Origin of the sequence: Pseudoalteromonas sp. SR43-2, assembly GCF_014163885.1 — a bacterium.
Taxonomy (GTDB): domain Bacteria; phylum Pseudomonadota; class Gammaproteobacteria; order Enterobacterales; family Alteromonadaceae; genus Pseudoalteromonas; species Pseudoalteromonas distincta.
On sequence record NZ_JACJED010000032.1, the window covers coordinates 15,526 to 27,801 of the forward strand.

The 12,276-nt window shown below is 41.1% G+C and carries 9 protein-coding genes; 3 read left to right on the forward strand and 6 right to left on the reverse strand.

What is annotated here, in order from left to right; genetic code table 11:
• Positions 1–53 precede the first annotated feature (53 nt).
• The 3 genes from H5120_RS19370 to H5120_RS19380 all read right to left on the reverse strand — a co-directional run bounded on the left by H5120_RS19370 (position 54) and on the right by H5120_RS19380 (position 4,240).
• Positions 54–668, reverse strand: a complete 615-nt coding sequence (locus H5120_RS19370; RefSeq protein WP_004335181.1) for a YigZ family protein — start codon at positions 666–668, stop codon at positions 54–56.
• An 86-nt stretch (positions 669–754) separates the two neighbouring features.
• Positions 755–2,077 (reverse strand): Xaa-Pro dipeptidase, encoded by a 1,323-nt coding sequence (gene pepQ, locus H5120_RS19375; protein ID WP_182673062.1) that lies wholly within the window; start codon positions 2,075–2,077, stop codon positions 755–757.
• Positions 2,078–2,353: 276 nt separating this feature from the next.
• Positions 2,354–4,240, reverse strand: a complete 1,887-nt coding sequence (locus tag H5120_RS19380; RefSeq protein WP_182675801.1) for a transglycosylase SLT domain-containing protein — start codon at positions 4,238–4,240, stop codon at positions 2,354–2,356.
• 192 nt (positions 4,241–4,432) lie between these two features.
• On the opposite strand from H5120_RS19380, the gene fadB reads away from it, so the two are divergent.
• The 3 genes from fadB (at position 4,433) to tusA (ending at position 8,298) form a co-directional block, all read left to right on the forward strand.
• On the forward strand, positions 4,433–6,592 hold the full coding sequence (gene fadB / locus H5120_RS19385) for a fatty acid oxidation complex subunit alpha FadB (RefSeq protein WP_182675802.1): 2,160 nt from the start codon (positions 4,433–4,435) through the stop codon (positions 6,590–6,592).
• A 4-nt stretch (positions 6,593–6,596) separates the two neighbouring features.
• Complete coding sequence (gene fadA, locus H5120_RS19390; protein ID WP_024597185.1) at positions 6,597–7,766, forward strand: acetyl-CoA C-acyltransferase FadA; 1,170 nt, start codon at positions 6,597–6,599, stop codon at positions 7,764–7,766.
• Between the two features lie 292 nt (positions 7,767–8,058).
• Complete coding sequence (tusA, locus tag H5120_RS19395; protein ID WP_007377644.1) at positions 8,059–8,298, forward strand: sulfurtransferase TusA; 240 nt, start codon at positions 8,059–8,061, stop codon at positions 8,296–8,298.
• A 197-nt stretch (positions 8,299–8,495) separates the two neighbouring features.
• On the opposite strand, the gene H5120_RS19400 is transcribed toward tusA, so the two are convergent.
• From H5120_RS19400 to glyQ, 3 genes are all read right to left on the reverse strand, one after another.
• On the reverse strand, positions 8,496–8,945 hold the full coding sequence (locus tag H5120_RS19400; RefSeq protein WP_004335197.1) for a hypothetical protein: 450 nt from the start codon (positions 8,943–8,945) through the stop codon (positions 8,496–8,498).
• Positions 8,946–9,019: 74 nt separating this feature from the next.
• Positions 9,020–11,089: a glycine--tRNA ligase subunit beta gene (gene glyS / locus H5120_RS19405; protein WP_182675803.1), complete on the reverse strand. Its 2,070-nt coding sequence runs from the start codon at positions 11,087–11,089 to the stop codon at positions 9,020–9,022.
• A 1-nt stretch (position 11,090) separates the two neighbouring features.
• On the reverse strand, positions 11,091–11,993 hold the full coding sequence (gene glyQ / locus H5120_RS19410) for a glycine--tRNA ligase subunit alpha (protein ID WP_004335201.1): 903 nt from the start codon (positions 11,991–11,993) through the stop codon (positions 11,091–11,093).
• Positions 11,994–12,276: the final 283 nt, after the last annotated feature.

Sequence of the window (12,276 nt, forward strand, 5' to 3'; positions counted from 1 at the left end):
ATCAACCAAATTAAATAGAGTCAGTATGCATTACATGCAATTTGTGTAGGTTATTACTCTTTAATAGTTAACTCAACTGCGCCGTGACTTAAATCAAAAATATCTTTGATTGCTTGCTGAGCTTCACGGCTATCGATTGTAATCACCCACTCAATATTAGCAGTAAATTGCTTATCAATATTAAGCACTTGATACTTTGTTTTTAATAACTGCTCAATCGCGCCTTGCATGCTGTACTCACTACTCCCAGTAATTTCAACGCTGGGAACTTTAAGCACCGTTTGCAATTTTACTAGTGCATTATTTAATGAGCCACCATAAGCACGTACTAGCCCGCCGGTGCCTAATTTTATGCCGCCAAAATAACGTGTCACCACGGCAGTGATTTCGCCAAGGCCCGAACCCACCAGCACATTTAACATAGGTTTCCCCGCAGTGCCATTAGGTTCACCATCATCCGAAAAACCATAAACATGGCTGCCACCGGGGTTGCCTGCCACATGCGCCCAGCAGTTATGACGTGCATCGCTATACTTTTCTTCAATGCTTTTAATAAATGTTTTTGCTGAATTTAAATCGGGGGTGTGTGCAATGTGGACTATAAACGTACTTTTTTTAATTTCTTCTTGATGAAAAACGTCAGCAGCAGGATATTTATATTCAGACATATTAAAAGCTCAATTAAAAATGGGGCCTAAAGGCCCCGTTCATATGCATATTTTAACGTTTATTCGCTAACTCGTCTTTATAGAAATTAATCGAGTTCTAAATTACGCGTCATATTCTCTAGGCTATCTTCGTGAACAATAATGTTATCTTCAATACGAATGCCGCCAAATGGTTTAAATGACTCTACCTTTTCCCAGTTAATAAACTGCTTATTATCGGTTTGTGCTAAATCACCAAGCAGTGAATCAATAAAGTATAAACCTGGCTCAATAGTAAACACTTGGTTTTTTTCGATCAGGCGAGTACAACGCAAGAACGGATGCCCTTCAGGCGATGGTTGATGTGTGCCCTTTTCGTCACTCATAAAGCCGCCCATATCATGCACTTGTAAACCTAGGTGATGCCCAAGTCCATGCGGGAAGAAAGTAGAGGTAATTTTACGCTCAACAATTTCCTCAGCGGGTAAGCTAACAATTTTAAAGTCACTAAGTATTTGTGCGATACGATTATGGCATTCAACGTGTAAATCACCATAAAGCATACCCGGCTTTAAACCTTTACCTAACTCGATTTGTTGAACAGTCATCGCTTGCACAAGCTCAGCAAACTCACCCTGCTTTTTAAAATCATACGTACGAGTAATATCAGCAGCGTAACCATTAAAGTTTGCACCTGCATCAATTAAAAATGAGTTGTGGGTGTGTGGCACTTTTGGATCAAAGTGCGTGTAGTGCAAAATAGCGCAGTTCTCGTTAAGCGCAACAATGTTGCCGTACGGCATTTCATTTTCGCTTTGACGTGTCGCCATTAAGTACGCTTGCTGAATGTCGAACTCGCTACCACCATTAAAGAATGTATCGCGTGCAGCTTTATGCCCATCTACTGCAATGCGGTTAGCGTTGCGTAAACATTCAAGTTCGTACTGCGTTTTATAAGCGCGGTGGTAATGAAAATAGTTAAGTACAGGCTCAGGATTCATAATACTAAAACCAAGAGCTTGCGCTACTTCAATATATTCACCCATGTAAGCATATTTAGCTTTATCGTATGGTAATAACTTTTCTACTTGATCAGGCTGAAGTAGTAGCTCTATATCAAAGTACTCAGCCCAAAAGTCGCGAGGCTCGTCTGGTACTTTATGCCAAAAATCTACTGGACGATAAAATATTAGCTTTGGTTTGTCGCTGCCATTTACCACAATCCAGCAATGAGGATTGTCAATAACCGGTAACCACGCTTTAAACTGTGGATTAACTTTAAATGGATAATACATATCATCTAAAAACTGGCGCTTAGCTTGGCCTGAATGAATTACTAATCCTTCTAACCCTTCGCTATTACAAATTGTACGAGTACGCTGTTGCAGTGTTGCAATATGTTCGGCGTATAAAACGGCTAATTTATCCATTGTTAATCCATCTGTTAAATTTAACTTGCTATGAGTCTATCACTTATACCAATTGCATTAAATTAATGATCTATTATAGCGATAAGAAAATAGCTTAATAACAAGGCTAAAATTATGATACATAGTTGTTCTATATAAATAATTTTTAACGCAGTTATTGAATTATTTAATACGCTAGAATGATCACGTTTTTAATAAAATTGGTATTACCCTCAGCGCTCAAAAAAGGGGATATCTAAACGCATTAGATATCCCCCTACTTTAAACTTATGTTTACTAACCGCCCATTTTCATTTCGAGTAGCGGCGCTAATACATTACCTTCTCGGCCCATTCTTGTATGGTAAACCTGCCTGTACGCAAATACATTTTTTACGTAATCGCGGGTTTCGCGATACGGAATAAGCTCTACCCATAACTCAGCCGGAATAGCGTCATCAGGTAACCAACGCTTTATACGGTGATAACCCGCATTATAAGAAGCCGTAGCCAGTACTTCATTGCCATGGTTTTTCTTTTTTAAGTATTGTAAGTAACTCGTACCTAACCTAATATTTGTTTTAGGTTGATATAAACGACTACTTGTCACACTGCCTTTATTTACATACTCAGCAGTACTAGGTAATAACTGCATTAAACCACGCGCATTAGCATGCGAGCGTGCATCTGGCGCAAAAGAGCTTTCGCGCCTTGCAATAGCAATACTCCAAGCAACATCTATCTTGCTACGTTTACTGTAGCGCTCAAAAACATCTTGAAACGCAAACGGAAAACGTTGCTCTACGTTATCCCATGCTTTAATTTTTGCTAAAGTAAAAATAGTACTGTCGTGCCAACCTAAATCGGTAGATAACTGTGATGCTGCCAGCTTTTCTTCATCGCTGGAGGTATCCGTTAGGTAATTCCATTCACGGCGCGCCGACGTAAAGCGCTCAATATCATAAAGTGCTTTTGCACGCTTAAAGCCTGGTGCATTACTCACTTTATCTACAAGTACCTTATCGACTGCTAAAGGCTGATTATTTAAATCAACGGGCAACCCCAAACGTGCTGCTGCTAAAAAGCCGTAGTAATCACGATTAGCCGCTACTTTTTTCCAAATGTCGTCTGCTTTTTGTTGCTCGCCACGTTGTGCATAGCTATAAGCTAACCAATATTGCTGACCAAGGCTTAAATTTTCTTTACCTGTAAAAAATGCAGCAATCCCTTCCCAATCTTGGGTTTTGAGCATATTGCCCAGTTGCCACTGAATAAGCTTGCTGTCTAGTCGCTCTTTTGGCACTTTATTTAGCCAAAAGCTCGCTTGTTTATGCCCGCTAGAGGCAAGTGACAATGCAAAGGTGTAATACACATCCGCTTTTTCTTCATCGCTGTACTTAAATATTTTTTCTAGCTTTTCCCATGCTCTTAAAGCTAGCTCTTTATCGCGCCAAACCAAACGCTTAACACCATAAATAGCTATTTGCCCTTCTTTAGCCGACTTGTTTTTATATCTATATAATCCAGCGGCTGCGCTTGGATCTTTTCGCACTTTTAAATATAAGTCAGCTAAGTAACGCTCCTTACTTGGTAATAAAGTTTTTAAGTAAGGTAATAAGCTTTGCGTTCCGCCTTGTGCAGCAAGTGTTACACGCTTCCAAACCGTTTCTTCTTTCATGTAGCCTTTTTTACGCCACGTAGAAAATAAACTATCACAACCATTAGGTTGCGATTTACCTACAGCCCATAAGTCGGTCACCTGATTTAAAATTGCCTTTTCGGGCGCACCTAAATCAAGCTGAAAATCTAAATAAGTACAAGTAAGCTCCGCATTAGACGTTTCACGATAGTTGCGGATATACGCCGCCTTTTCGTTGTTATCTTTTAAATATTCTAACCACGCTTTGCGCACCGGCCACTCAAGCGGCGTATGCTGGTATATATTTAAATATTCTTCTATTTCTGCCTGATGTTTAATGCTCGGATGGCGTTGCCAATACGTTTTTTCAACATAAGGTTTTAACGGATGATTTAGGTTACTAACCGCTTGTTTAAAGTCTTGGTAACTGCCGTACCTTACTTTTTTTTCGGCATCTAAAAATGCATCGTTATCGTTACTTGCCTCGGCAGAATGAAGAGGAAAAATGAATGCAGCTGCCGCAACACTTAGTAAATATTTTTTCATAATGTCCTTTAATAAAAATTAAAGTTGTGAATAAAAACTTTTCAACCACCTTAGCACCAAACCAGCTATATTTTAACCAGTCGATTGTAACCGAGTTAAATTTTTCGTTGCATTTTTAATTTAAAGCAAGCACACTGATTGAAATGCAAACTCATCGTACCAGTCTTAGTTCGTCAACTAGGGAGAATAATAATGTTATATAAAAGCGATTCCTTTGAAGTTAGCTTCCTAAAGGAAAACATCGCCGAGTTTAAGTTTTGTGTTGCAGGTTCTGTAAACACACTATCTCAAAAAACTCTTTCAGATTGCGCAGCAGCATTAAAAGAATTAGCCGCCAATACTGATATCAAAGGCATGATTTTTACCAGTGATAAAGACCACTTTATTATTGGTGCCGATATCTTCGAATTTTTACCTACATTTACTAAACCTGAAGAAGAATTAGTAGTGTGGATCAAAAACGCAACCGACGTTTTTGATGCAATTGAAGATTTACCATTCCCAACTCTAAGCGCTATAAACGGTATGGCACTTGGCGGTGGTTGTGAGTGGGCACTTGCTACCGATTATCGTGTGGCAAGCGAAACAGCTAAAATGGGCCTACCAGAAGTTAAACTTGGCATAATGCCAGGGTTTGGTGGCACAGTGCGCTTACCACGTATCATTGGCGCCGATAACGCGATGATGTGGATTACCTCAGGCGCAGAAAACCGCGCAGCAGATGCCCTTAAAGTAGGTGCGTTTGACGCGGTAGTTAGTGCTGACAAACTTCTAGAGTCAAGTGTATCAACACTTGAACTGGCGATTGCTGGCAAGCTAGATTGGCAAGCAAAACGCAACGTAAAACTACAGCCACTTAAATTAAACCGTGTTGAGCAAGGCATGAGCTTTGCTATGGCAGAAGGTATGGTAATGGGTAAAACCAAAGGCCACTATCCTGCACCGGTTATGGCTGTACGTACTATTAAAGCAGCGGCAAACTGTACTCGCGATGAAGCAATGGCAATCGAAAATGCCAACTTTGCTAAATTAGCACGTACACCAGAAGCAGCTGCACAGACAGGTATATTCCTAGCTGATCAATACATTAAAGGTAAAGCACGTAAATTTGCTAAGCACAGCGATGTAGCAATTAAACAAGCAGCTGTATTAGGTGCTGGTATTATGGGTGGCGGTATTGCATACCAGTCTGCTTATAAAGGTACACCTATTATAATGAAAGACATCCAACAAGATGCGCTTGATTTAGGTATGGGTGAAGCATCTAAGTTATTAGGTGCAAAAGTTAAGCGTGGTCACATGCCAATGGAAAAAATGTTGGCAACACTTAGCAAAATTAAGCCAACACTTAACGAGTCAGACCTACAAAGTGCCAACATCATTGTTGAAGCCGTTGTAGAAAACCCTAAAGTTAAGCAAGCAGTACTCGCTGATCTTGAAAAGAACATGCCAGAAGGTACTGTACTTACTTCAAATACATCGACTATTTGTATCGACTTGCTTGCAGAAGCGCTAGATAAGCCAGAAAATTTCTGTGGTATGCACTTTTTCAATCCAGTGCCAAAAATGCCATTAGTAGAAATTATCCGTGGTGCAAAAACCTCAGATAAAACAATTAATGCAGTAGTTGATTACGCGCTTAAATTAGGTAAATCGCCAATTGTAGTTAACGATTGCCCAGGCTTTTTTGTAAACCGTGTTTTATTCCCTTACTTTGCAGGTTTTAGCAAATTAGTGGTTGAAGGCGCTAACTTTGCAAAAGTAGATAAAGTAATGGAAAACGTATTTGGCTGGCCTATGGGTCCGGCTTACCTACTTGATGTTGTAGGTATTGATACAGCGTTCCATTGTACTGGCGTAATGGCTGACGGTTTCCCTGAGCGTATGGCTCGTGCTGATAAAGACCCTGTGACTATTTTTGCCAACGAAAAACGTTTTGGACAAAAGAACAAAGCCGGTTTTTACAAATACGAAACAGATCGTCGCGGTCGTCTTAAAAAGTCTCATGACGAGACAGCAATTGAGCTACTAAGCCCAATCACAGACGCACCAAAAGAATTTGATAAACAAGAAATCATCGACCGTTGTATGATTCCAATGATCAACGAAGTGCTACTGTGTTTGCAAGAAGGCATTATTGCCTCGCCGCAAGAAGCAGATATGGCATTAGTTTACGGTGTTGGTTTCCCTCCATTTAGAGGCGGCGCGTTCCGTTACTTAGATCAAACTGGTTTAGCTAACTTTGTTGCAGCAGCAGACAAATACGCTCACCTAGGTGCGATTTACCAAGTATCTGAACAAACTCGCAAGTGGGCCGAAGAAGGTCGTGTTTTCTATAAGGTGGAAGGTTAATATCATGAATAATCCAGTAATTGTAGATTGTATCCGCACACCAATGGGTCGCTCTAAAAGTGGTGTATTCAAACATAAACGTGCAGAAGACTTAAGCGCACATTTAATGAAAGGCTTACTAGATCGCAACCCTGCAGTTGATCCTGCATCAATTGACGATATTTATTGGGGTTGTGTACAGCAAACATTAGAGCAAGGCTTTAACGTAGCACGTAACGCATCATTGCTTGCCGGTATTCCGCACAGCGTTCCTGCTGTTACGGTTAACCGTTTATGTGGCTCTTCTATGCAAGCATTGCATGACGCAGCACGCGCAATAATGACAGGCGCTGGCGACACTTACCTAATTGGTGGTGTTGAGCACATGGGTCACGTACCTATGACTCACGGCAACGACTTTCACCCAGGCTTAGCAACATCAATTGCACAAGCGTCTGGCTCTATGGGCTTAACAGCAGAATACCTTGCAACGCTTCATGGCATTAGCCGTGAGCAACAAGATGAATTTGCTTACCGTTCACATCAACGTGCACAAGCTGCAACTGTTGAAGGCCGTTTTCGTCGCGAAATTTTAGCAATGGAAGGTCACGATGCAGATGGTTCGCTTATCTTAGTTGAAGACGACGAAGTAATTCGCCCAGAAACAACAGTAGAAGGTCTATCAAAGCTTCGCCCTGTATTTAATCCTGCATCAGGTACGGTAACAGCCGGTACGTCTTCTGCACTTTCTGACGGCGCATCTGCAATGTTAGTAATGAGCGAAGAGAAAGCAAAAGAACTTGGCTTACCAATTCGTGCGCGCATTAAAGCAATGGCAGTCGCTGGTTGCGATCCATCAATTATGGGTTACGGCCCAGTACCAGCAAGTAAAAAAGCACTTGCACAAGCCGGTATTACAATTGATGACCTAGGCGTAGTAGAACTTAACGAAGCCTTTGCAGCACAATCATTACCTGTAATGAAAGATTTAGGTTTAATGGATGTTGTTGACGAAAAAGTGAATTTAAATGGCGGCGCAATCGCACTTGGTCACCCACTGGGTTGTTCGGGTTCGCGTATTAGCACATCGCTTATTCACTTAATGGAAGACAAAAATGTACGATACGGTTTAGCAACTATGTGTATTGGTTTAGGCCAAGGCATTGCAACTGTATTTGAACGTGTTCAAGACTAATTAGTTTAAACATGTAAAACCATCTTGGTGATTAAAAAGGCGAACTGATTTTATTCAGTTCGCCTTTTTTATTAGCTTCAATTTATAAAACGTCCCTTTATCAAACAAGCATGTAACAGCGTAATTATGTGATCGGGCGTATTATTAAATAAAGCATTTTGAAACTGCTAAAAGCATTAAGTAAAATAGTTAAATTACACATAAAATTGCGTTAAACTGCCAAACTTATTAATTGCTATACCTAAGCACTCGCGTACACAGCAATCACTTTAATTAAACAGGCCAATTTATTATGAGCTTTGATAATCCCGATCACCAATTAGATGCCATAGGCCTTCGCTGCCCTGAGCCAGTAATGATGGTACGTGCTGCTATTCGTAAAATGAGTGATGGTGAAACGTTATTAATAACTGCTGATGACCCATCAACCACTCGCGACATTCCGAGCTTTTGTACGTTTATGGATCACACGCTGGTGGCTAAAGATGCAGAAGAAGCACCGTATAGATATGTGGTGAAGAAAGGGCTTTAAACTCACGTAGGTCGGGTTGAGTTTTACGAAACCCAACGTATTTAATAACCACCAAAATAGTTTTGTTCGCCACACATGTTGGGTTTCGCTTCACTCTACCCAAACTACGAAACCCCCTTGGTGTTAATGCTGAATAAATCCTACAACGTCCTTGTCACAAATCCATCAACCCACTAGGGCTATTAAATAGCTAAAAATCACTTCTTCGTTATCGTCACTTGTGGCTTATCGTAGTCACTGTAATCAATACTTACTATGTACGTGCCTTTTATTGCTGGTGTGAAACTAAAGTAGTTATAAATAGTATTACAGTCTGCGATAGCTGGCTGGCCCAGTGTTAGCTTTTGTCCTGCTGGTTGTGCGTCGCTGTAGCCACAGTTGTAGCCTTCACTAAAATCGGCATCGGCTATTTTAAATTCGTACACTTTACCTGGGGTCGAAAATTTAACTTGCGCTTGATAAAGCGCAGGGCCAACTGGCGCAAACTGATACTGAGGTTCTGCATCCCACAATGTAAAGTCGCCACGTAAGTAAATTGTGCGGTCAAGCTCTTGCTGTGGCAATACATCGTTAATCGAAATTTGGCTTGTACAGGCAGTAAGTAAACCAGCAATTGCTAAAGTTAAAATTCGTTTCATAGAAATCATCAATGGGTATCCTTTGCATACAGTGAAAACTAAAAAGCCAGCAAAACGCTGGCTTTTAAAATTGCTAATCGGTGTTATTTTTGTAAAACAGAAATATCTGCAATACCTAAAAACAATCCGCTTAGCTGGCTTAATAGCGCAAGACGATTTTGCTTAACAGCTTCATCGTCGGCCATAACCATTACGTTGTCAAAAAAGTTATCAACACTTTGACGAATACCCGCCAATTGGCTTAATGCTTCTTGGTAGTTTCCATCTGCGTAAAGTGGTGCAAGGTCAGTGGCAAATTTTGCTACTTGTGATGCCAATACTTTTTCGGCGTCGTCGCTTAATAAGCTCTCATCAACACTACCTTGGCTGGTAATGTCGTTTTTAGCCAGAATGTTACCTACACGCTTATTAGCTGCTGCAAGCGCTTCTGCTGCGTCTAATGTACGGAAGTGGCTTACGGCTTTAACACGGCGGTCAAAATCAACAGGTTTAGTCGGACGACGTGCAAGCACTGCTTGAATTACGTCTACTTCAATACCTTCGTCTTGATACCAAGCCCGGAAGCGCCCTAGCATAAATTCAAATACGTCAGTTGATACATTTAAGTTAGTTAACTTGTCGCCAAACAATGTTTGCGATTTAGCTACTAGGTCTAAAATATCAAGTGGTAGTTCTTTTTCTACCATGATGCGCAGTGCACCAATAGCAGCACGACGAAGAGCAAATGGGTCTTTGTCACCTTTAGGTGCTTGGCCTATACCAAAAATACCCACCAGCGTGTCAAACTTATCAGCAATCGCTACTGCGCAGCTAATTAAGTTTGTTGGTAAGTTATCCCCTGCAAAGCGTGGCATGTACTGCTCGTTTTGCGCTACGGCTACATCTTCGGCTTCACCATCGTGGCGAGCGTAATGCATTCCCATTACACCTTGCACGTCGGTAAATTCCATAACCATTTCAGTCATTAGGTCAGTTTTACTTAATAAGCCTGCACGCTGTGCTAGGTCTTTATCAGCACCTAATTGCTCAGCAATATAACCTGCAAGTTCACTAATGCGCTCAGACTTATCTTTAAGCGTACCAAGTTGCTTTTGGAACAATACGCTATCAAGCGACTCTAATCGGCTTTCTAGGGTTTTCTTTTTATCTGTTTCAAAGAAGAACTGTGCATCGGCTAAACGCGGGCGCACTACTTTTTCGTTACCAGAAATAACCACACTTGAATCTTTACTTTCGATGTTAGATACAAACAAAAACTTATTTAAAAGTTTGCCGTTTTGATCTAATAACGGGAAATATTTTTGATCGTCTTTCATGGTGTAAATTAACGCTTCGGCTGGTACATCTAAAAATGCTTCTTCAAATGTTGCCGTTAAAGTAACTGGCCACTCTACAAGTGATGTTACTTCTTCCAGTAAATCTTCATCCATTGCAACAACAGCGTTAACTGCGCTTGCAGCCTCTTCTATTTGTGCTCGAATTTGCGCTTTACGTTGCTCGTAATCAGCAATAACGTAAGCAGATTTAAGTACGTCAAAAACGTCATCTGCATGGTTAATGCTAATTTTTTCTGGGTGATGAAAACGATGACCCTGAAGCTGGTTAGTTATTTGCTTACCAAGAATTTCGCCTTCAAGTAGCTCATCACCAAATAAAATAGTTACTGTATGCACAGGGCGAATAAATTGTGTTTTATTCGCGCCCCAACGCATTGGTTTAGGGATTGGTAATTTACTTAATGCTTTTGTGATTGCATCTGTCATTAGGGTTTTAGTTTCTTGCCCTGCTACTTTAGCAATGTGCAATAACCAAGCGCCTTTATCGGTTTCAAGTGTTTGTGCGTCTTTTACTTCAATACCACAACCACGTGCCCAACCCATTGCTGCTCTTGTTGGGTTACCTTCGCTGTCAAACGCTGCCTTTGTTGCTGGGCCACGCTTTTCAACTTCTTTGTCTTGTTGCTTAGCTTCAAGCGCTTTTACTTGTAAACCCAAACGACGAGGCGATGCATACCAGCTTACGCCTTGGTGTGCTAATTCTAATGTTTCTAGCTCTTGAGTTAAGTTTGCAGCAAAGGCTTCTGCTAATTTACGCAATGCTTTTGGTGGTAACTCTTCAGTGCCAATTTCTACTAATAAATTTTGTGCTGACATTTTACTTATCCTTACACAGCGGGAAACCAAGCGCTTCACGTTTGTCATAGTAACTTTGTGCACACGCTTTTGATAACGCACGAACGCGTAAAATATAACGCTGACGTTCGGTTACCGAAATTGCGTGGCGTGCGTCTAGTAAGTTAAATGCGTGCGATGCTTTCATTACTTGCTCGTATGCAGGTAGTGGTAAGTTAGCTTCAATTAACTTTTGGCTTTCTGCTTCACACTTATCAAACTGTGCAAATAAGTCTTCTACGTTTGCATGTTCAAAATTATAAGTAGATTGCTCTACTTCATTTTGATGGAACACGTCGCCGTATGTTACGCGCCCTAGTGGACCGTCTGCCCATACTAGGTCGTAAATGCTATCTACGCCTTGAATGTACATTGCTAAACGCTCTAGGCCGTAAGTAATTTCGCCTGTTACTGGTGAGCACTCTAAGCCACCCACTTGTTGAAAGTAGGTAAACTGCGTTACTTCCATGCCGTTTAACCAAATTTCCCATCCCAAGCCCCATGCGCCTAGCGTAGGTGATTCCCAGTTATCTTCTACAAAGCGAACTTCGTGAGTAAGGGTATCAATACCCATTGCCGCTAATGAGCCTAAGTAAAGCTCTTGGATGTTATCTGGCGATGGCTTTAAAACTACTTGGAATTGGTAGTAATGTTGTAGGCGATTTGGGTTTTCACCATAGCGGCCATCCGTAGGACGACGACACGGCTGAACGTACGCGCTCGACATTGGCTCTGGACCAATAGACTTTAAAAATGTTTGCGGGTGAAATGTCCCGGCGCCCACTTCCATATCAAGTGGTTGAATAATGACACAGCCTTGCTGCGCCCAATAATCCTGTAAAGCCAGGATCAAACCTTGAAAGGTTTTTACGTCATATTTTTGCATATTTGGCTTTTTACTATCTAAGAAGTAGCGTGAAAATTACCCTTAGTATACCGTGTGTACACTCAGGTTTTAAGCAGTTTGTGTAATTGAAAAAATAAAAAAGGAGCCATTAGGCTAATGCCAGTCAGTTAAGCTGACTGGCATCTTTCTTTTTATGAGGATACTTAGATGGTTTTGGCTTAACCCATCGGGGATATCTTCTATCCTCTCGTCTAGCTGGAAGCTTAAATAAGAGCAGTGTATTGAGTAAGTGTTGCCAGTGTATTGGAATGTTCCCTGGACT

Coding starts and splice junctions, on each gene's coding strand:
- H5120_RS19370 (WP_004335181.1), bottom strand. CDS start 668: ATGTCTGAATATAAATATCCTGCTGCTGACGTTTTTCATCAAGAAGAA.
- pepQ (WP_182673062.1), bottom strand. CDS start 2,077: ATGGATAAATTAGCCGTTTTATACGCCGAACATATTGCAACACTGCAA.
- H5120_RS19380 (WP_182675801.1), bottom strand. CDS start 4,240: ATGAAAAAATATTTACTAAGTGTTGCGGCAGCTGCATTCATTTTTCCT.
- fadB (WP_182675802.1), top strand. CDS start 4,433: ATGTTATATAAAAGCGATTCCTTTGAAGTTAGCTTCCTAAAGGAAAAC.
- fadA (WP_024597185.1), top strand. CDS start 6,597: ATGAATAATCCAGTAATTGTAGATTGTATCCGCACACCAATGGGTCGC.
- tusA (WP_007377644.1), top strand. CDS start 8,059: ATGAGCTTTGATAATCCCGATCACCAATTAGATGCCATAGGCCTTCGC.
- H5120_RS19400 (WP_004335197.1), bottom strand. CDS start 8,945: ATGATTTCTATGAAACGAATTTTAACTTTAGCAATTGCTGGTTTACTT.
- glyS (WP_182675803.1), bottom strand. CDS start 11,089: ATGTCAGCACAAAATTTATTAGTAGAAATTGGCACTGAAGAGTTACCA.
- glyQ (WP_004335201.1), bottom strand. CDS start 11,993: ATGCAAAAATATGACGTAAAAACCTTTCAAGGTTTGATCCTGGCTTTA.